The 19,774-nt window shown below is 46.0% G+C and carries 18 protein-coding genes and 1 pseudogene; 4 read left to right on the top strand and 15 right to left on the bottom strand.

The features are described 5' to 3' along the window. Positions 1–27 precede the first annotated feature (27 nt). The 9 genes from ACFWMP_RS30120 to ACFWMP_RS30080 all read right to left on the bottom strand — a co-directional run bounded on the left by ACFWMP_RS30120 (position 28) and on the right by ACFWMP_RS30080 (position 7,809). Entirely contained in the window at positions 28–648 is a 621-nt protein-coding gene (locus ACFWMP_RS30120; protein WP_339244640.1) for a hypothetical protein, read from the bottom strand. A gap of 176 nt (positions 649–824) precedes the next feature. Continuing rightward, positions 825–1,376, bottom strand: coding sequence for a peptide deformylase (def, locus tag ACFWMP_RS30115; protein ID WP_042193240.1), 552 nt, complete (start codon positions 1,374–1,376; stop codon positions 825–827). A gap of 100 nt (positions 1,377–1,476) precedes the next feature. Further along, entirely contained in the window at positions 1,477–2,769 is a 1,293-nt protein-coding gene (locus ACFWMP_RS30110) for a stalk domain-containing protein (RefSeq protein ID WP_339800188.1), read from the bottom strand. A 127-nt stretch (positions 2,770–2,896) separates the two neighbouring features. Then, positions 2,897–3,157: a hypothetical protein gene (locus ACFWMP_RS30105; RefSeq protein ID WP_076285870.1), complete on the bottom strand. Its 261-nt coding sequence runs from the start codon at positions 3,155–3,157 to the stop codon at positions 2,897–2,899. Positions 3,158–3,172: 15 nt separating this feature from the next. Continuing rightward, positions 3,173–4,057 (bottom strand): inositol monophosphatase family protein, encoded by an 885-nt coding sequence (locus ACFWMP_RS30100; RefSeq protein ID WP_042184672.1) that lies wholly within the window; start codon positions 4,055–4,057, stop codon positions 3,173–3,175. A gap of 237 nt (positions 4,058–4,294) precedes the next feature. Beyond that, positions 4,295–5,302, bottom strand: a complete 1,008-nt coding sequence (uvsE, locus tag ACFWMP_RS30095) for a UV DNA damage repair endonuclease UvsE (protein ID WP_339244634.1) — start codon at positions 5,300–5,302, stop codon at positions 4,295–4,297. Beyond that, positions 5,299–5,616 (bottom strand): hypothetical protein, encoded by a 318-nt coding sequence (locus ACFWMP_RS30090; RefSeq protein WP_042123954.1) that lies wholly within the window; start codon positions 5,614–5,616, stop codon positions 5,299–5,301. The genes uvsE and ACFWMP_RS30090 overlap by 4 nt, the downstream gene beginning before the upstream one ends. 47 nt (positions 5,617–5,663) lie before the next feature. Further along, positions 5,664–6,755: a D-alanine--D-alanine ligase gene (locus ACFWMP_RS30085; RefSeq protein WP_076285873.1), complete on the bottom strand. Its 1,092-nt coding sequence runs from the start codon at positions 6,753–6,755 to the stop codon at positions 5,664–5,666. A gap of 22 nt (positions 6,756–6,777) precedes the next feature. Then, positions 6,778–7,809 (bottom strand): amidase domain-containing protein, encoded by a 1,032-nt coding sequence (locus ACFWMP_RS30080; RefSeq protein ID WP_081951017.1) that lies wholly within the window; start codon positions 7,807–7,809, stop codon positions 6,778–6,780. 270 nt (positions 7,810–8,079) lie between these two features. Here ACFWMP_RS30080 and acnA point away from each other — a divergent pair, with 270 nt between their 5' ends. Further along, positions 8,080–10,821 carry an aconitate hydratase AcnA gene (acnA, locus tag ACFWMP_RS30075; protein WP_042184665.1) on the top strand — a complete coding sequence of 914 codons (2,742 nt, stop codon included), beginning with the start codon at positions 8,080–8,082 and terminating at the stop codon, positions 10,819–10,821. 132 nt (positions 10,822–10,953) lie between these two features. On the opposite strand, the gene ACFWMP_RS30070 is transcribed toward acnA, so the two are convergent. After that, entirely contained in the window at positions 10,954–11,697 is a 744-nt protein-coding gene (locus ACFWMP_RS30070) for an IclR family transcriptional regulator (protein WP_042184662.1), read from the bottom strand. Positions 11,698–11,968: 271 nt separating this feature from the next. On the opposite strand from ACFWMP_RS30070, the gene ACFWMP_RS30065 reads away from it, so the two are divergent. Next, positions 11,969–13,009, top strand: coding sequence for an alpha/beta hydrolase (locus ACFWMP_RS30065; protein ID WP_042184661.1), 1,041 nt, complete (start codon positions 11,969–11,971; stop codon positions 13,007–13,009). A 187-nt stretch (positions 13,010–13,196) separates the two neighbouring features. Continuing rightward, entirely contained in the window at positions 13,197–14,375 is a 1,179-nt protein-coding gene (locus ACFWMP_RS30060; RefSeq protein WP_379426001.1) for a Fe-Mn family superoxide dismutase, read from the top strand. Positions 14,376–14,496: 121 nt separating this feature from the next. On the opposite strand, the gene folE is transcribed toward ACFWMP_RS30060, so the two are convergent. From folE to ACFWMP_RS30035, 5 genes and pseudogenes are all read right to left on the bottom strand, one after another. Beyond that, positions 14,497–15,090, bottom strand: coding sequence for a GTP cyclohydrolase I FolE (gene folE / locus ACFWMP_RS30055; protein WP_042123940.1), 594 nt, complete (start codon positions 15,088–15,090; stop codon positions 14,497–14,499). 45 nt (positions 15,091–15,135) lie between these two features. Continuing rightward, complete coding sequence (locus ACFWMP_RS30050) at positions 15,136–15,387, bottom strand: YneF family protein (protein WP_042123938.1); 252 nt, start codon at positions 15,385–15,387, stop codon at positions 15,136–15,138. Positions 15,388–15,523: 136 nt separating this feature from the next. Further along, positions 15,524–16,714: pseudogene (gene queG / locus ACFWMP_RS30045) on the bottom strand (tRNA epoxyqueuosine(34) reductase QueG); the annotation flags it as partial. A 36-nt stretch (positions 16,715–16,750) separates the two neighbouring features. Next, positions 16,751–17,359: a signal peptidase I gene (gene lepB / locus ACFWMP_RS30040; protein WP_042184655.1), complete on the bottom strand. Its 609-nt coding sequence runs from the start codon at positions 17,357–17,359 to the stop codon at positions 16,751–16,753. A 190-nt stretch (positions 17,360–17,549) separates the two neighbouring features. Continuing rightward, positions 17,550–17,969, bottom strand: a complete 420-nt coding sequence (locus ACFWMP_RS30035; RefSeq protein ID WP_036676822.1) for a GNAT family N-acetyltransferase — start codon at positions 17,967–17,969, stop codon at positions 17,550–17,552. Positions 17,970–18,448: 479 nt separating this feature from the next. On the opposite strand from ACFWMP_RS30035, the gene ACFWMP_RS30030 reads away from it, so the two are divergent. After that, positions 18,449–19,057: a superoxide dismutase gene (locus tag ACFWMP_RS30030; RefSeq protein ID WP_042184652.1), complete on the top strand. Its 609-nt coding sequence runs from the start codon at positions 18,449–18,451 to the stop codon at positions 19,055–19,057. Positions 19,058–19,774: the final 717 nt, after the last annotated feature.

Here is a 19,774-nt window from a genome sequence, read left to right as displayed (position 1 = left end):
CTGGTGGTAGGTTTTTTTGCATAGGCACTATTCGAAGTCAATTTGCTTGTCCAATATAATCTCTGTCATGGTAGGTCGAAACATTTGGTCTCCTCCGGGTATTAAGGCAAATTGAACCGTATCCAGATCCGCTGGCAGCGGTGGCGAGACCAAGAACTGCATTTGTGTATGAGCTCCCCCTCCGTGACCTCCATGCTGCTGGATTTCATAGGCTGCCTCGCTCAAAATCTCCAATGATAGAGCGGGTCTAAGATGAACGTGCTCCACTGTTTCTTTTAAATACTTAATCTCCACAGTAACTATACTGAGCGTTTCATACTGCATAGCATGTGTAAGTGTATACTCGCAATCTTCGAGGACTGTCCGCTTCACAATTGGAAGTACGCCGAGCAGTAAACCAGGCTCTTCCCAATATTTCCGTCTGGGCACAGCCTCATTCAGACTGTGTATATACTGTACAATCTGAGAAGTGTCCATCTCGAATCTAGTTGACCATTCCTCAAGGAGCTCACTTTCGGGGGAGAACCGTTTTTTGCCTGTTATAGCTTTACGTTCCTGAATCAGAGTCAAAATCTGCTCATCAATCTTCTTAACCTCATCATTATATTCGTTGACCACGCCTCTTATTGGCATTCTACCCCAACCCATTTAATAACCTCCTTCTTATAATAAAGTTACTTTCTACCCATTAGCTATATGGTACCTCCTGTGGATTAATTTGTAAAATATTCGAAATCTTTCAATCTTGCAGATAGCAAAAAAAAGCATGTACCCCTCAGCTTTATGCTGCAAGACCACACGCTTTATGATTCAGAGATTTTCTTTTACTCGTACAAGTTACGGATTTCCACTCCCTGAGGAAGCTTGAATGGATTTTCCTTGTTGATTCGGTCGTAGAACATGATCCCATCGAGATGATCAATCTCATGCTGGATAATGATGGCTTGGTAGCCCTTAAATTTAAGGACCACTTCCTTCCCCTCAAGATCATATCCCTTTACCTTCACAGATTCATAACGAGGTACAAAACCATGCACCGGCCGATCAACGGACAGACACCCCTCGCTCTCCGGTAAGTACACCATGGTTAGTGAGTGACTGATGATCTTAGGGTTAACCCAAGCATGCTCTACAATCCTCCCTCTCTCGTCCGTAGAATACATCACGAACATACGCTTCAACAGTCCGATTTGATTCGCCGACAGACCTACGCCAGAGCGTAAATTGTATTCTTCGGAAATCTCCGGGTCCTGGCTGTTCTTCAGAAACTGAAGCATACATTGCAGAGTCTCACGATCCTCCTCCTGTAGAGGAAGCTCCACTGGTTGAGCTACGGTACGAAGTACGGGATGACCTTCCCGTACAATATCATCCATAGTGATGATATATTCAGCACTAAATTTTGAACTAGACAATATTCCATCCACCTTTGCCTTACGGGCTTAATTTAAAATACCTATGATATAGTATGCAGATTTATGGATTTATGAAAGCCGTTCGCAGTTTGCTACTATAATTAACATCAAATCCAAGTCCGGTCGCCAATGCGGCAAGGGGAAGATAAGTTTTATCTTCTTTGCCTACCTTTTGCAGAAAAGCAGGGGTATCAATGGCTACATTCTGTCCATTCACCTTAATAAATTTGCTACCGATCGTGATTACAACCGTCCGGCCACCGTATTCAATAGTAGCACTGGAGGTCTTATTATCCCACTTTCCATTAGCGCCTACGGCATTTAGAATATCTTTAAGCGCCAAGAAGTTCTGACCATTCTTAAGGATGGGCTTATTCGGCGTATTTAACTCCACACCCTTTACAACAATCGACATCGGTACAGTATCCGTAGCCATCACCGCTACAGTGGGAATGCGGTATTCCCCCCATTGTAATTCAGCAAATACTTTTGCAATGGTCTCGTATCCAAGCTGCGTAGGGTGAAAATCCGCTTGTCCTGCCCCGATAATATGTGTGAGTGATCCCTCTGAGCCGGCAAACTTTGCCGCTACATGAGCTACTACTACCTTTGCTCCCTCTTGATTCATACTTGCAGCCACACGATCTGCCGAATCCGTAAATTTCGCTGCTGCGGTCATCAATTTAGTGTACATCGCACCAAGAGCGATCTTAGGAGCAGGCTGGTATTGGTCAGCCAATATAATTGTTGCTTGAGGATTTATCGCACGAATATTCTCAAGACTCGCCTTCACATTCGTATTGTAATCCGCTAGCTTCTGCTCCAGCTGAGATTCAAAATCTGTATCTGTCAGCTCCTTCACCTGTAAGAAAAGACGGCTTACATCATTCCCGCCAATTGTAATCGTAATCAGATCGGCTTCCTTCAGCTCTGATGCGATCTGCGGGGTTAACTTTACGAATTGGTCAATCCGCGGATCTGGAAGACCTGACTGAATACCTTCAGCGGTAATCGCTGAGCCGTCCTTGATGGCTCCAGTGTAATTACGTAATCCAGCAGTGGTCAATCCAAGAATACCATAATTGGTAAGCTCGCTCCGGCCATGATACCACCCCTGCTCCAGTAGTCGCTCCGCATAACCGTAAGGCTTGGTATTCACATCCGTCATTCCCGGCTCGTATCCGGCAGTAATCGAATCGCCAAGAGCTACGATGCGAAAGACATCCTGACTTGCATCTTGTGTTGTAGACGTGTCAGCTGCATTTGCCGATCCGGCACCTACGCCAATCAGCACAGATAACAAAAGCATACTGCTTGTGCTAGCTGCTAAAATTCTTCTCCACTTACTTAGCATCGTATCCCTCCCAAAATGTTCTAATTCTCATTCTACCATCCCTGATAGCAACGCAAAAGAGCGGCCTCCCATATTCGGGAAACCGCTCTGAACATCACAATTATTATCACAGCTAGAAACGAATGTCTTATTCTTTATTTGAATCCTCTTGTGAATTCAAATGTTTCCCGGCACGTTCCAGATATTTATCATAACGATCGTCTAGTTCATGTCCAATCTTACGATACCGCAGCGTCTCCTCCACAATAGGATCCATTGTGGTCTGGATACGAATTTCATACTTCGGAGAGATCTCACGGATTTCTTTAGCTATACGGTCACCCTGTTCCATCTCACCATCAACCAACATTTCGCTTAGCTTGCGTTCCAGATCATCCTTCTCGCTCATGATGCATCGTCCTCCCTAAAGCTTATATCCTGTTGCTTCAGCATTCTTCAGTGACGAAACCAAATATTCGTGAATATGACCATTACTTGCTACTATATGACGAGTGCCAATATCGTATGGACGCCCAAGCGTATCCGTAATTCTGCCCCCTGATTCAAGCACTAGCAGCACTCCTGCTGCACAATCCCAAGGGCTTAAGCCTACTTCCCAGTATCCATCTACTCTACCTGCTGCCACATAAGCCAAGTGTAGAGCTGCTGAACCTCCTGCACGAATACCACGAATCTGCGGAAGAATGCTCTGCAGTCCTGCCATATTCACAGGTTGCGCAAATTCACGGTCCGGTGGAAAGCCCATTGCAATCAAGCTGTCTCCAAAAACGTCCTCTGTAGAGACTGCGGTAGGAACACCATGCATGTAGGCTCCCTTACCTTTTTCTGCAACGAACATTTCATCACGAATCGGATCGTAAATTACCCCCACCGTTAATTCTCCACGAATCACTAAAGCAATGGAGACACAGTAAAAAGGAAATCCGTGTACAAAATTTGTCGTACCATCTACAGGATCTACAATCCACAGATATTCATGCTCACGAGCTTCTTCCAATGCAGCGGTTGCTGCTGCTGCTCCCGGGGAAACGCCTTCCTCACCGAGGATCGCATGATCTGGATAATGTGTCAGGATCAACCTGCGAATCATCTGTTCAACGCCTTTATCTACTTCCGTGACCAGATCCTGTGCTGATGTCTTTGTATTAAGTTCCTTCACCAGGCCCTGTCTGCTTTTTATCCATTCTCCTGCTTTGGCAGCAGCATTAATGGCTACCGCCGTATGTCCCTTGCTTGTTACTACATAGGGTTCACGTTCTTTCTTACCCTCTGGTTTTAAAGGACTCATATCTTCACTCCGCTTCCTTGAACATAATCGCCATTGGCATGAAATTTAAAGCAATCCTATTCACAATACCGTTCAATACGCCAAAACGTTCTCAAAGTTCCGCCATAAGGGATACCCATTTCTATGATCCCTTGAATGTTAATCGTAATAAAGTTTCATTCAACGTACCCTATTTCAAGTTACATATCAAGTCATGATAGGGCCCGTATTCGGGACCTATCGCCTTATTTTCATTGTTTAAGGTTCGATATTCACACTTGCCCCATTTAATACAGAAATTCCGTTACCGGCATCAGCCAGCTCCTTCATTGCTTCCATCAATCCAAATAACGCACCATCTTTAAGTTTTGCCTCAATCATAACATCAATAGCAGGGGTATCTGCAGCTATCCGCTTTAAAAAAGCTACTAATGGCGCAGGCTCCACACCATCTGCATGGCTGCGTGGATCAGACGGACTGCGCGGACTAGATACATGAATCTTAGGCGGGAAAAGCTCTCCAGACGGAACATCCTTCTGCGCAAGCTCGCTTCGCCATGTCTGCTGAATATCAGGCCACAGCTCCCAAGGGAGCTCTCCTTCATTATTCACCCATTGATGGTGAATATCCAGCACCATCGGCAGGCCTACGTTCTGGCAGACTGCCAGTGTCTCCGGGGCTGTGAAGGTCTTATCATCATTCTCCAGCGTAATACGTGCCTGCAGCGCTGCTGGTAGCTCGCGGAAATGCTTCTCAAACCGCTTGGCTGCCACCGGCTTGTCCCCATAGGCTCCGCCAATATGAATATTGTTCTTCGCCATGGCAGGAAGTCCCATAGCATTTAGCATGTCCGTGTGGTGCTGCAAATCCCGGATGGAACTTACTAGCACCTCAGGACGGGGTGTACTAAGCACTGTAAAGTGATCTGGATGAAAAGACACCCGCATCCCATGCTTTTTCACATATTGCCCCACTTCCGCGAATTCCTCAGCGAGCGCAGCAAACGGATTCCAATCCTGTAAATCAGGATGCGTCGCCAGAGGAATCAACTTGGAAGTGAGACGGTACACGAAGATGTCCGAACCCACATTATGCTTCATTAGTCGCAGCGTATTGTGCAGATTCATCCGAGCGAGGTTCTCCAAACGCCGAAGTGCCGCTTCACGGTCATCCAGCTTCTTGAAGGAGGCCATCGTCATAGTCTTGGATGGTGAGCAGTCTTTGATAACGGTGGACATCGCTACATATCCAAAACGGACAATCATCCCTGCGCTCCAAAAAACATTTCATCTGCTAGTGCAGTTTGCACTTTTGATTCTTCTTCATTCAATTTACGCACGAGTTCCATTTCGACCGCTGTAACCTCATGCCCCTGAAAATTAATCTCTGCAATCGAGGCTGAGATTTTGACGATCGCTACAGCTACATTCTCAGGTGTGTAGGCAATCACCTTCTGACCCGTCGGATACACGCGAAAGCCCTGCTTCACCATTTTGGTACGCCCATACTCCAGCAGCTCGTACAGCTCTTGTTCATTCTTGAACTTACAGACGGAATTGAATTCAGTTTGAAAACCCATATTTTGTCGCCCCTTTCCAGTCGGGATGAACCCGCTAGTAGCTTCAATTACTCGTTATCATACTTAAGACCTTGTTTGAAATTATAGCGCTCTAAAGCTAACTCAATCATACGGTCTAACAGAGCTCTATAGGATACACCTGTCTCACGCCACAATAGCGGATACATGCTGTAAGGAGTGAAGCCAGGCATCGTATTCACTTCGTTAATTAGAATTTTACCATCCGATCTCCGCAGGAAGAAGTCCGCCCGGGTAATCCCGCTACCCTCAATCGCTCTAAAAGCGGTTATCGCGGACTCTCGCAAACGATCAGCAACTTCAGAATCTACTGGCGCAGGAATCATCATTTGCGATTTACCGTCCGTATATTTAGCTGCGTAGTCATAATATTCTCCAGAAGAAACGATTTCACCCGGAACAGAGGCCTCTGGCTCATCATTTCCGAGCACACCGACCTCTACCTCACGAGCATCCACGAATTCCTCAATAATGACTTTGGTGTCATAACGGAAGGCGAAATCTATAGCTTTTACAAGACTTTCCTTATCAGAAGCCTTAGAAATACCTACACTTGAGCCCAGATTAGCAGGCTTTACGAATACTGGATATCCCAGTTTATCCTCTACACCCACAATCAACTCATGGCTTTTTCTTTTCCAAGCGCTGATGTTAAAATAACAATATTCACATTGATCCAGACCTGCATCAGCGAATAGCTTCTTCATAACAACCTTATCCATCCCTGCCGAAGAGGCAAGAACACCAGCCCCAATGTAAGGAATATTCGCCATTTCGAACAACCCTTGAATTGTTCCGTCCTCGCCATACGTGCCGTGCAGCAGTGGGAACATAACGTCCACCGCTTTATCCGCACCGGATAGTCCACTAAATACTACATTCAGGGCTGTGCCCATATCTTCCGTTGCATCTGAAAGCTTGAGCTGCTCTACCTCACTATAAGGTGCCGATAACGTCTCTCCGACTTTCCACAAGCCCTGTTTTGAAATATAAAACGGGATAATCTCATATTTATCGTAATCAAATGAGTTCATCACGGCAAAAGCCGTCTGTAAAGATACCTCATGTTCTCCGGATTTGCCCCCGTACACCAGCCCTACGGTTAGTTTTGCGTTCCCCATACCTTTATAACCTCTTTCTGTCTTATAAATAGTCGTTAATATGAAAAAAACGGTATTTCGTTTGATCCGTCCATGCGTAGGAATCACGATAGTCCCAGAAGCGATGACGACTGCTAACTGTACGTGCATTCACAAGCGGCATGCCACCAGCATCAAAGGCTGTGACGATCGTGCTGTGCTGATATTGCCCGTTACCATCCCAGTCATATTGAATGATATCGCCCAGCATCAATTGCTCCGGCCGCTCCATGACTTCCGCACGCAAGCCACTGCTCCGGCTAACGCTCAAATAGCGCTGCAGACTGTCTGATACAGCCCAGCTATAACTCCACCATTCTTGTTTTCCTTGGTAGCCTTTGTACCACCAACCCGTTTCTCTTTTACCAGTATAGTTGATAGGCGCGCCCCCTGCAAAGAGGCATTGGGAGACATAATTCGTACAATCTACCTCAAATGTTTCGAACTCCGGATTCCCGTCTTTCCACCAACGATCGGCATAAGCCACCGCTTCTTCACGGTTGTAGCGAACCTCTCTTGAGCCCGAGATCTCACCAAGAATATTCCGGTTTAGAAGGGGCTGTGATGGCAGCGGAGCAGGCAAAGCTTCCCCCCATTTGGACAACCTGCCTGATAACTCCACCTCAGCTCTATGAACTGTATTCCTTTCGGGAATGGTTCGTTCTATAGCAGCGATTTCCCAACCCCCTCCGTCCCGCACAAAGGTCAGCCGCTCCAGCTCAACCCTATCCTCGCGGTGGTTAACGCCTCCTTTTTCATAATAGAGTGCACTATGCAGCGTAACCTCTGCTACCACCTCAGTCGGAGTCTGCCGGACGGTCCGTAAAGTCTTTACACCTGTTTCCCCACGCAGCGGAGTGATCCCACGAGCGGTATACCATTCAGCGATACGGCGTGAACGTTCCCCTTGCTCCACCAGAAAACGTGGATCTTTAACGGATACGGAAACTGTTTGCGATGAGGACTTAGGTTCCACCTTGGCCTTATTCACTTGATCTACATATACATATAGACTCTGCTTCCACTGTTGTTCCATTATACTCGCACCCCTTCATTCCCTTTTAACTGCTGCTCTATGTATATGAAAGGAAACAGGCCGCTATACAGATCGCTTCAATTTACATGGTAGGGCATATGCTTTGCTTATAGCTTACGTTTTAGAGGTAACTCTAAATGGTTTCTGAGATGCGATATTCGGGCTTTATATATAGGAAAAAAAACTTTACTCCCCTCTTTGTAACCGTTATAATTAAATAACATGCAATGTGAAATTGAGTTTCAATAGATGAAACAAGGAGGCGCACATATGCCAAGCAAGGATCATTTCTCGTTGGCCCGCACCCTGGAATCAGGTGGCAAATCTTATCGCTATTATGATCTTAACTCCCTTGAGGAACAAGGATTGGGCTCTATCTCTTCCCTTCCTTTCTCGATCAAAGTATTACTTGAGGCGGCTGTTCGTCAATTTGACGGACGGGCGATTACAGAAGAACATGTGAAACAATTGGCTGATTGGTCAGGCGACATTGATCGCAATAAAGAAATTCCGTTTATCCCTGCTCGTATCGTACTTCAGGACTTTACCGGTGTTCCGGTAGTCGTAGATCTGGCAGCTATGCGTGACACCGTAAAGAAAGCCGGCGGAGATCCTAAACAGATTAACCCTCTCGTTCCCGTTGACCTTGTAATTGACCACTCTGTTATGGTTGATGCTTTCGGTACGGCAGACGCTTTGGAATACAATATGAACGTGGAGTTTGAGCGCAACGAGGAACGCTACCGTTTCCTTCGCTGGGCACAGACCGCTTTCAATAACTTCCGTGCAGTTCCTCCAGCTACCGGTATCGTGCATCAGGTGAATTTGGAGTATTTGGCTTCCGTAGCCACCACTAAAACTATCGATGGTGAAACTGTCGTTTATCCAGATTCCCTTGTTGGAACGGACTCCCACACTACGATGATCAATGGACTTGGTGTTGTGGGCTGGGGTGTAGGCGGTATTGAAGCTGAAGCAGGTATGCTCGGACAACCGCTCTATTTTGTTACACCAGATGTAGTGGGCTTCAAGCTTACAGGCAGTCTTATCGAAGGGGCTACAGCAACAGACTTGGCTCTGACAGTGACTGAAATGTTGCGTAAAAAGGGCGTAGTCGGCAAATTCGTCGAATTCTACGGTCCTGGTCTTGCTAACATCAGTCTTGCTGACCGGGCAACGGTTGCTAACATGGCGCCAGAATACGGAGCAACGATCGGTTTCTTCCCTGTAGATGAAGAGACACTTGCTTATCTTCGCAGCACAGGTCGTCCAGATGATCTGGTAGAACTCGTTGAATCTTATTACAAAGCACAAGGCATGTTCCGCACTTCGAATACGCCAGATCCTGAGTTCAGCGATGTAATTGAACTTGACCTAGCTTCTGTCGTTCCAAGCTTGGCTGGACCAAAACGTCCGCAAGACCGGATCGAACTTACGCATATGAAAGAAAATTTCGAAGGTATTATCCGTACACCTGTAGACAAAGGCGGTTACGGTCTCAGCGATGAGAAAATCGCCCAAGCTGTAGAAATAGAACATAAAAATGGCACCAAAAGCAAGCTAAGCACAGGCGCGGTCGTGATCGCAGCGATTACAAGCTGTACGAATACTTCCAACCCTAGCGTTATGCTAGGTGCAGGTCTTTTGGCGAAAAAAGCTGTGGAACGTGGTCTGACCAAACCAGCATACGTTAAGAGCAGCTTGACTCCAGGATCATTGGTTGTTACTGAATATTTGGAAAAAGCAGACTTGCTGAAGCCACTCGAAGCACTGGGCTTCTACTTGGCGGGATATGGCTGTGCTACTTGTATCGGTAACTCCGGTCCATTGCCTGAAGAGGTTAGCCAAGCCATCACTGATAACGATATGACCGTAGCTGCTGTAATCTCCGGTAACCGTAACTTTGAAGGCCGCGTACATGCTCAGGTCAAAGCCAACTACTTGGCTTCACCGCCGCTCGTAGTTGCTTACGCACTGGCTGGCACTGTAAATATCGATTTACAGACTGAACCGCTCGGATTTGATCCACAAGGTGAACCAGTATTCCTGAAGGATATTTGGCCAACTACTGCTGAAATTCGTGAAGCAATCGGCCTCTCCCTTAGTCCGGAGATGTTCCGTCGTAAATACGAGAATGTATTCACTGCTAATGAACGTTGGAATTCTATCCCTGTTCCACAAGGCGAACTGTATGAGTGGGATGATAATTCCACGTATATTCAGAATCCGCCATTCTTTGAGCATCTGGCAGACGGTCTGGGAGACATCAAGGATATCAAGGATGCACGCGTTCTGGCGTTGCTTGCTGACTCCGTAACGACCGACCATATCTCACCTGCAGGTAATATCTCTACCTCTGGTCCTGCCGGCGAATATTTACGCGATCATGGTGTAGAACGTGCAGACTTCAACTCCTACGGCTCACGCCGCGGAAATCATGAAGTCATGATGCGTGGTACATTCGCTAATATTCGGATTCGTAACGCAGTAGCTCCAGGTACAGAAGGCGGAGTTACAACCTTCCTGCCAAGCGATGAAGTCATGTCCATCTATGACGCTTCCATGCTGTATCAGGACGCTGGACAGAATCTCATCGTTATCGCCGGTAAAGAATACGGCACAGGAAGCTCACGTGACTGGGCTGCCAAGGGCACGCTTCTGTTGGGTGTTAAAGCTGTTATCGCTGAGAGCTTTGAGCGGATTCACCGCAGCAATCTGGTTGGTATGGGTGTGCTTCCTCTGCAATTCCAGGAAGGCCACGGCTGGAGCAGCTTGGGACTGACCGGACGTGAGACCTTCAACATTACAGGTCTCGATAACGAGGTGACGCCAAGCCAAGATCTAACTGTTACCGCTACCCGTGAAGACGGTACTCAGTTCGATTTCCCTGTCACAGCACGCCTCGACAGTACGGTTGATATTGATTACTATCGCAATGGTGGTATTCTACAAACTGTACTTCGTCAAATGCTGGCGGATGCCACAGATTCTTCGGCTGTATCGGTAGAATAGGTTTATCGCAAGACGCACAAGGGAGTGCCCTCTGGCCATTAAGGCTAGAGACACTCCCTTGTCTTATTATATTTGGATATTAAACGGCCAGCCTCCGATCATCCGGAGACTGGCCGTTTTTCTCATGTTGGGCTATGGAATCATCATGCCCATTTCACTTGCTGCTTCCTTCAAGATGGCGGCATACTCTACTAACGTGTCCCTAGACAGGCGGCTGACCGGCCCTGACAGCGATAACGCCGCAATCACATTTCCACTACGGCCTGTGACTGGTACCGCCACAGCGGCCGCACCAGACTCACGTTCTTCGAAACTCGTGGCATACCCCAGCCGGATGATCTCATTAAGCTGATCTTTGTATACACTCTTCTCAACGTAATCCGGCCACTCCGAACTCTCCAGCAGCTCTCTCAACACCTCAGGTGGTGCATACGCTGCTAACACCTTACTCGACGCCCCTACGGATAATGGCAGCCTCGCACCGATCTGTGCAACTCTACGAATCGCTTGCTGGCTCTGTACCGCCTGAATACGTACGCGTTCAATACCATCCCGTAAGTAAAGGCTGACCGTCTCTCCGAGTCGATCTCTCAGCCGTTCCATAGATGGCAGCAATACCGCTGCCGACTCGTCAAAAGCAGGCAGATGCGTAGACAACTCCCAGATTCGTATACCCAACCTATATTTTTCTGTCGCCGGATTGCGAATAAGAAAGCCCTTTTCCTCTAGTGTTGCCAGCAATCTGTGGACTGTACTCTTATGTAAGTCAATCTTTGATGCGATCTCCGTTAACCCTAAATCTCTGTCCTGCGTAAAACAAAGTAATATATCAAGCGCACGTTCTACCGCGCGTACCGTAAGCTTTCGGTCCTCCACAGTAATCCCCCTTCGTGTTTCATCAAATGAAACGCGGTTACATTATAACTAACTCTATCTTAGTGCAAAACTCTACGGAAAGTCCAGTATATTCACTGAGCCGAAAAAGACTGGTCCGCACTTTACAGTTACATTACAAAACGGTCCAATTCATTGACTTTGTAAGTGCTTCAACTTACGATAAACATATTAAATATACTAATGCTTTAGTATCATTTTCGACAAATTATCCTAGGCACTAGTACTCACATCATACTTAGGAGGGGACCTTATGGATCTGACAACCAGCCGAGCCGGCACGTCAGTCTCCCGTCGTCCTAAACTACCTAAACAGGGCAGTTCATCACGACTATCGCTGCGGATGATCCGTGTTAAGCATATTATCGTTGCATTGCTATTATCTATATTTTTCTTTTTAGCATTTTGTTTTGTCTCGCTTCATGGCTACATCGCTTGGGTGCTATCCAATCCAACCGTCGCGCCACTGTACTCCAATCCTATGATGGCCAAAGGCCTCGCCTACGAGGATGTAACCTTCCCAGCTAAGGATGGCAGTCGCCTGATGAACGGCTGGTATATTCCAGCCAAGGATGCCACTAAGACTATCGTATTCAGTCATGGCTATGGTGCCAACCGCGAAGAGTCTTGGGTACCTATGTACGATCTCGCTCACTATGCACACAGTCTGAATTTCAATGTCGTAATGTTTGATTACGGATTTGCTGCCCAAGGTAATAAGGATATTGCAACCGGCGGCAAAAAAGAATCCCAGCAGCTTCTAGGCGCCATTGATTTCGCGAAGGAACGTGGGGCTAAAGAGCTCGTTGTTTGGGGCTTCTCCATGGGGGCTGGCACAGCACTGCAGGCAGGATTAGTATCTGAGGACATCGACGCGATGATTCTGGACAGTACCTTTTTGCTAGAACCAGACACGCTGTATCATAATATTAAGCAGAATATCGATCTGCCACGCCAGCCTTCCCTGGCGATCATGGAAATGCTGTTCCCGGTACTGAACGGTACGGGACTAGATCAGATTCCTTATGCAAAGGTTAAATCCAAAGATTATCCTTTCCCTATCCTTTTCATGCATGGAACCAAAGACGATAAAGCCCCTTATCCTATTGCCGAAGAACTAGCAGCAAATCAGAACAATCCGTTCTCTGATTCCTGGATCATCGAGGGTAGTCATCATGAGCTGTTGTTCCGCGAGCATCCCCGTGAGTATTTGCGGCGGGTCTCCGCTTTTTTAGGGAATGTCCATCTGGCTAAAAATAATAATGGCGATCAGCCAGCGATGGCAAGTAATTAACTAAGCGTTAATAACCATACAAACAGCCTCTTCCAGGGACAGAAAGAACGCGCCCTAGGAAGAGGCTGTTTTCATCCCCAGGAAAGAAAGAAGCCAAAGAGGCACTCTAAGTTTATGTTCTTCATAACCTTCCAAGACCGTTCATATAATGGACTGATAAAGACATATCACGGGAGGTTTTCTTGGCATGCTATATGTATACGGGCCGATGCTGCCAGTACGTATTCTGGAAGAAATCGTATTTTGGAAAACACAAGAGAAAGAGCATACCGAAGTCATCAAAGCGATCGTACCTAAATTAGAGGACCCTTATGTGAAACTCCTCGATGAATGGGCCGTTGTTTTTGGTGCAACTGAGCAGACGGCACAGCAGCTATTGAATGCTGCCCTTTCCGCTTCTCCTCCGCCACAGGCAGAACTCACTGCGGAAACGGAGAAACTGCTACATATCTCCTGCAATCAATCCCAAGAGTTCGTCCGGCAGCTCTTTGCCATCATGGAGAGTAGCGCAGCGGTCAAAGCCGTCCCCCTTGCAACTACTGTGATTCTGCATATTATTCGCGAATCAGAATACTTCTTAGCCGTACTGCAGACACTCAGCTCGCCCGGAAAGCTTTCACAAGTCATGCGTGATTACACAGAGGATTATGTCGTAAACATCGATACAGACGATACTATGCGGAATGATGGATTCTCTACTTTTACTGACACTGTTCCTGATATCCGCGATAAAAACGACGCGGTACCCATTGGCGGCCATACGCTACCTCCCTTGCCTTACGCCTATAATGCACTAGAACCTTATATTGACGAAAAGACGATGAGAATTCATCATGATAAGCACCATCAAAGTTATGTAGATGGATTAAACAAGGCTGAAGTTAAATTAGCAGATTCCCGTAAGAACGGTGACTTCGATCTCGTTAAGCATTGGGAGAGAGAATTAGCCTTTAATGGTGCAGGCCACTATCTTCACACGATCTTTTGGAACGTGATGTCTCCGCAAGGCGGGGGCCGCCCAACAGGTGCTTTACTAGAAGCTATAGAACAAAGCTTTGGAAGCTATGACAGCTTCAAGAAACAGTTCACCGAAGCTGCGAATAAAGTAGAAGGTGGCGGCTGGGCCATTCTCGTCTGGAGTCCACGTAGCCATAGACTAGAAATTCTCACTGCGGAAAAACATCAAAATTTATCGCAATGGGACGTTGTTCCGCTCTTGGCCTTGGATGTATGGGAACATGCCTACTATCTGAAACATCAGAATAATCGTGCGGATTATATTAACGATTGGTGGAAGGTCGTCAACTGGCCATATGTGTCAGAGCGTTATGCGGCTGCCAGTAAACTGGCATGGAAGCCTTACTGATCTCTTACCACTTCGTAGAAGACATCACTTCTATTCGCTTATATTGACCCAAAAGGACCCATCGTTCACAAAAAGTGAATGATGGGTCCTTCTAATTTCGAGGTATAGACACCTCTATATACTATTCTTTAATCAAGCTCAGAAACTCCGCACGAGCGGCGGCATCCTCCCGGAAGACCCCTCTAGTAGACATGGTTACCGTCTTACTTCCTGGCTTCTTCACTCCACGTGCGCACATACAAAGATGTTCACCTTCCACAACGACCATAACGCCGTGAGGGCTTAGTACCTCCGTCATAATATCCGCAATTTGCGTCGTAATGCGCTCTTGAACCTGCAAACGCCGACTCACTGCTTCAACTAGGCGAGCTAATTTGCTGAGTCCAGCAATCCGTCCGCTCGGAATGTATCCAATATGCACTTTACCGAAGAAAGGAGCCATGTGATGCTCACATTGGCTGTAATAGACGATATCCTTCACGATCACTAGCTCTTCATGAGACTCATCAAAAGTAACACCGAGCGCCTCGCGGGGATCTATCGAATAACCGCCGAATATCTCCTCGTACATCCGCGTAACACGCGCTGGTGTTTCAAGCAGTCCCTCGCGGCCGGTATCTTCACCGATTAATTCTAATATTTTCTCAACGTGATACTCGATTTGCTCACGGTTCTCTGATACTTTACCGTTCACGTATTCATTGATGTTCCCCATGATGTCTCCCCCTTCCGCACCCGTATAATTTCTATCCGGACCCGGTTACTTACTTCTACGTTTATTCCCTTTAGCTGCTCCTGGTCGGGCGCCTGTCTGGTTCTGATTCTTCATCATCTGTTGGGCACGTTGCATTTGTTTCCCATTCAGGTTATAACCCATTTGTTTCGCAACCTTTTGCAGCATTTCAGGATCATTCTGCATAGTTGTCATTTGTCTGCGCAGATAATACACACCGATAAAAAATCCACCGATGAGACCTACGACCAATGTAATAATAGGTAATGCGATATTCATCTAAAGCCCACCTCTACACTCTATTGTCTGCATCGCCATATGGCGCGCGAATCTATCATAGCATTTCGAGAACTGGACAGCAATTGGGAATATGCAACCTGTCTATGATCTTTTTCCTTCATTAAACATCGTTGTCCTCTCGTGCCTGCTTCGCAGTAAGGAGCACATCCTGCGCCCGGCTCAGCATTTCTTTTACCGTGTCATGCTCTTCGCGCTCTAAAGCCGATTCAACAGCAGCTAGAGCCTCCTCACCACCGATGCGTCCCAGCGCCCAAGCAGCAGTGCCTCGCATCTCAGGCCGCGGCTCTTTCAGAACAATTTCTGTTAGCTTTGGCACCGCTTCTACTTCCTTGAAATTACCGAGAGCGATGATCGCATTTCGTTGCATCGGCTTTTTGCCTCTCCAGGCAGCAGAGCTATTTCCGAATCTCTCTTTGAATTCACGGTTGCTAAGATCCAGGATTGGCATTAACAATGGCTTCACGATCTCAGGATCAGGCAGCATCTGAGGGCGATGATTCCAGTTCTTCCCTCGATTCTTGGGACATACAATCTGGCAGGTGTCACAGCCGTATAGACGGTTGCCAATCTTGGTCATGTATTCATCACTCAGAAATCCTTTGGTCTGCGTCAGAAAAGAAATACAAGCCTGCGCGTTAAGCTGACCCGGCCCCACCAGTGCACCGGTTGGACAAGCATCAATACACTTGGTACACTCCCCGCAGCCTTCCTCAACAGGCTCATCCGGAGCAAAAGGAATGTTCGTAACCATCTCCCCTAGATAAATCCAAGATCCCCATTTGGGTGAGATGATAGAACAGTTTTTGCCGCTGAAGCCTATCCCCGCTCTTTCCGCTACCGCTCTATCTACCAGTACACCGGTATCGACCATACTTTCCAGCACAGCCTCCGGTACACGTTCATGAATAAAGTCCTCTAGCTTACTTAAGGCCTCCCTCAGCACATGATGATAATCCCTGCCCCATGATGCTCTGGCGAGAATACCTCTTCGTGCACCTGGCTCAGACTTCGGAGGATTCTCCATTTTGGAAGGATAGGCCACAGCAATTGAAATAATAGATAAGGGCTTGTCCCCAGAGCTCAGAGCGGGGATTGTCCTTTTATCCAGATCCGGTTCCTCGAAACCAGATTCATATCCTTTGTCTCGGTGGTCTTGCAAAATATTTTTCAGATATAAAAAAGGCTCTGCTGTAGTAAACCCGATATCATCAATACCGAGTGACGTCGCAGCCTCCTGAATCTCCGCTTTAAGCTGTGCCCACTTGGAAGGCGGGGGTGCATACGGTGACTGAAATGTATTGTTCATTTCCGCCTTCTCCTTTTCATGTTATCGATAAAATTCTTATAACCCTTTCAGTTTAGACAGCGGCCACCAGATATAATCCGCCCTGCCTACAATCATGTCCTGTGGGATGGAGCCGAAATAACGACTATCTTTGCTTGCTGAAGCATGACGGTTATCTCCCATGACAAAATAGTTTCCGCTCTCCACAGTTAACGCCGCGAAATCCGGGTCTTCAATCTCGGTATCTATATACGGCTCATTCACTATTTTTCCATTCACATATAACTGGTGATCCTTCACTTCTATGATATCTCCAGGTATACCAATGACTCGTTTTACTAAAAAGTCCTTCCGACTTGGTCCAGTGCTAGGATCATGAAGAATGACGACATCCCCGTGTTTTGGGTTTACAAACATCAATGAAAGCTTATTAATAAAGAGCCTCTCACCTTCCACAAGCGTTGGCTGCATAGACTGACCTTTAACCGTTGATATATTGAACACAAAAATATTAAGAACCGACATTACCGCAAAGACAACTACCGCTGTAAGCAACCAATCCTTCAATTCCGCGGCCAAACGACCACCAAAGCCTTTGTTTGATCTGGACGATCTATGTCTTTGCTTCCGATTACGCATGAACTCTACTTGGGACTCCTGACTCAATATGTCACCTCTTATTCTCAATTATTGATGTCTATACTTGCAGATATTATAACAATAAAAAAGCATATCTCCCAGCCATTAGTAATGGACTTCTGGAAAATACGCTTGAGTATGAATGAAACAGACTATATCATCAACTATAGTTCTTTATTTAGTAAATGTTTCCGCTTACGCATCTGAGTGATCAAAATTACCCAACAATGCTCAGCTTCCGGACAGATTTAAAAATTTGATTCTCGCTATATCCCATAGCTTCATACAATGGCAATGCAAAAGAATTATGCTCATCGACGGCTACGTAGATACCACTAACCTTACGAGCTTGAAACCTGGATTCCATAGCCGATACCAGACTTCTACCGACTCCTCTGCGGCGATAATCAGGATGTACAGCAATCCGGAAATAACAACCGTGGTTTTTCTCAATCGTACCAATCAGTGCTCCAACAATTTCTTCTTCATCTTCCGCAACTACAATGAGATCTGAATCCCATGAAAGCTGCCTGGAGAAAGGCTCGATAGTGTTCTCGAAACATTCTTCCGATAATGCTGTTTGCAGCAAATCAGTCACAGGGCTAACGTCGCTTAATTGAAAGGAACGAACGTGCATTCTTTAAAATCTCCCTTGTCTATGGCTTATGAATTTAACAAAAAGAAGGGGTTCCCTTAACATTGAGAAAATAAAAAAAAGCATCAAATACCGAGGAATACCTGCTTTTAAATCTATTAAAGCACACTTTTCTCGTGATATCATCATTTTTCTTTTGAAAGCGCTTAATATCAAGCGTTTACATTTTGACTAAGATTCATTGTTTCATTATAAGGGTAATTATAAAGAGTTATGTCTATGGGGTGACGGCTCTTTATTTTAACATTTTAAATACAATTGATGATTCTGTTTACACTCCCATCATACTTTATAAACATTTATGTTTGTTTAGTGTTGCATTATTGATCCAGATACTGTTTAATTAAAGTATCCTATTGGGAGATACCCTATAGTACATATCAACAATAAAGAATTTTGACGATAAACCGCCGAAGTTCTTTATCTATACAAATTCTAATATACTCAGGAGGGATTTTTCCATGGCATTTCAATTACCAGCACTTCCTTATGCAAACAACGCACTCGAACCACACATCGACGCTTTGACGATGGAAATTCACCATGATAGACACCATAACACATATGTGACTAATCTGAACGCAGCTTTGGAAAAGGCACCTGAATTGCAAAGCAAAAGCATCGAAGAACTTCTTACAGATCTGAACGCTGTACCAGAAGCTATCCGCACTGCTGTTCGTAACAATGGTGGCGGACACGCTAACCACACCTTGTTCTGGGAAGTTATCGGACCAAACGGCGGCGGCGCACCAACTGGCGCACTTGCAGCAGCTATTGACAGCGAACTGGGCGGATTCGAAAAATTCAAAGAAGATTTCGCAGCAGCAGCAACTACTCGTTTCGGCAGTGGCTGGGCTTGGCTAGTTGTTAAAGATGGCAAACTGGCAGTAACAAGCACACCTAACCAAGACAACCCAATCAGCGAAGGTGCTACTCCAATCCTCGGACTTGATGTATGGGAGCACGCTTACTACCTGAACTACCAAAACAAACGCCCTGATTACATCAAAGCGTTCTGGAACGTAGTAAACTGGGAAGAAGTTGGCAAACGTTACGAAAGCGCGAAATAAGGAATTAATTACGGATAAAGTCATAGCCTTCAAGGCTGTGGATTTACCGTTTAACTAAGTATAAACAAAGAAGGTATCTCCGAGCGTTATGGCTAAGGGATACCTTCTTTTGTGTTTGGGTCGTTTATTTGGGTGGGTGTGTAGAGAGTTTGTTTGAGACTAATTTCGTTTAGAAGCAGTTTGTTAAAAAAAAGGTTCGTTAGAAACAGGGTTCGTTAGAAACAAATAGGGTAGATCTTCTCCTCGGACATCGCTTTTTTACCCCGCTTGAATGCAGATCAATGAGTGTGGAACGAGACTACCCTTTATCGTACCGCTGTTGGAAAGACGCCTAAATGAGGCATTCTGCTTCTAATTAGGGAATAACTCCCTCTAATTGTGCTCATAAACACTTAAATACGAGTAATTAGGGAAATCCTCCCTCTAAATCATCCATATTGGAGCATAATTCAGATATTCACCCAAATTAAAGGGAGTTTTTCCCTAAAGAGATCAGAAACAGATCCCCACAGCCAGTTTATAGGGAGGAATTCCCTTTAAACTGACCACGGGGATGAGGTAAGTGATCATGTTTAGATGCGTACGCCACTCTCTCTTCACACACAACTTATATATTCAACACATTTAACACATCAAACTGCATCAAGACAATCAACTCACTTAGCAATCGACGCATTTAACATATTTCCTACTCCAGAGACTTTGGATGCGTTTCTT

The sequence above is a fragment of the Paenibacillus sp. NPDC058367 genome (assembly GCF_042723305.1).
In the GTDB taxonomy this organism is placed as follows: domain Bacteria; phylum Bacillota; class Bacilli; order Paenibacillales; family Paenibacillaceae; genus Paenibacillus_AQ.
This window is presented reverse-complemented; position numbering and strand designations above follow the sequence as displayed.

What these genes read in the sequence shown, in the direction of transcription:
- ACFWMP_RS30120 (WP_339244640.1), bottom strand. Translation starts at nt 648, where the DNA reads ATGGGTTGGGGTAGAATGCCAATAAGAGGCGTGGTCAACGAATATAAT.
- def (WP_042193240.1), bottom strand. Translation starts at nt 1,376, where the DNA reads ATGGATGATATTGTACGGGAAGGTCATCCCGTACTTCGTACCGTAGCT.
- ACFWMP_RS30110 (WP_339800188.1), bottom strand. Translation starts at nt 2,769, where the DNA reads ATGCTAAGTAAGTGGAGAAGAATTTTAGCAGCTAGCACAAGCAGTATG.
- ACFWMP_RS30105 (WP_076285870.1), bottom strand. Translation starts at nt 3,157, where the DNA reads ATGAGCGAGAAGGATGATCTGGAACGCAAGCTAAGCGAAATGTTGGTT.
- ACFWMP_RS30100 (WP_042184672.1), bottom strand. Translation starts at nt 4,057, where the DNA reads ATGAGTCCTTTAAAACCAGAGGGTAAGAAAGAACGTGAACCCTATGTA.
- uvsE (WP_339244634.1), bottom strand. Translation starts at nt 5,302, where the DNA reads ATGATTGTCCGTTTTGGATATGTAGCGATGTCCACCGTTATCAAAGAC.
- ACFWMP_RS30090 (WP_042123954.1), bottom strand. Translation starts at nt 5,616, where the DNA reads ATGGGTTTTCAAACTGAATTCAATTCCGTCTGTAAGTTCAAGAATGAA.
- ACFWMP_RS30085 (WP_076285873.1), bottom strand. Translation starts at nt 6,755, where the DNA reads ATGGGGAACGCAAAACTAACCGTAGGGCTGGTGTACGGGGGCAAATCC.
- ACFWMP_RS30080 (WP_081951017.1), bottom strand. Translation starts at nt 7,809, where the DNA reads ATGGAACAACAGTGGAAGCAGAGTCTATATGTATATGTAGATCAAGTG.
- acnA (WP_042184665.1), top strand. Translation starts at nt 8,080, where the DNA reads ATGCCAAGCAAGGATCATTTCTCGTTGGCCCGCACCCTGGAATCAGGT.
- ACFWMP_RS30065 (WP_042184661.1), top strand. Translation starts at nt 11,969, where the DNA reads ATGGATCTGACAACCAGCCGAGCCGGCACGTCAGTCTCCCGTCGTCCT.
- ACFWMP_RS30060 (WP_379426001.1), top strand. Translation starts at nt 13,197, where the DNA reads ATGCTATATGTATACGGGCCGATGCTGCCAGTACGTATTCTGGAAGAA.
- folE (WP_042123940.1), bottom strand. Translation starts at nt 15,090, where the DNA reads ATGGGGAACATCAATGAATACGTGAACGGTAAAGTATCAGAGAACCGT.
- ACFWMP_RS30050 (WP_042123938.1), bottom strand. Translation starts at nt 15,387, where the DNA reads ATGAATATCGCATTACCTATTATTACATTGGTCGTAGGTCTCATCGGT.
- ACFWMP_RS30035 (WP_036676822.1), bottom strand. Translation starts at nt 17,969, where the DNA reads ATGCACGTTCGTTCCTTTCAATTAAGCGACGTTAGCCCTGTGACTGAT.
- ACFWMP_RS30030 (WP_042184652.1), top strand. Translation starts at nt 18,449, where the DNA reads ATGGCATTTCAATTACCAGCACTTCCTTATGCAAACAACGCACTCGAA.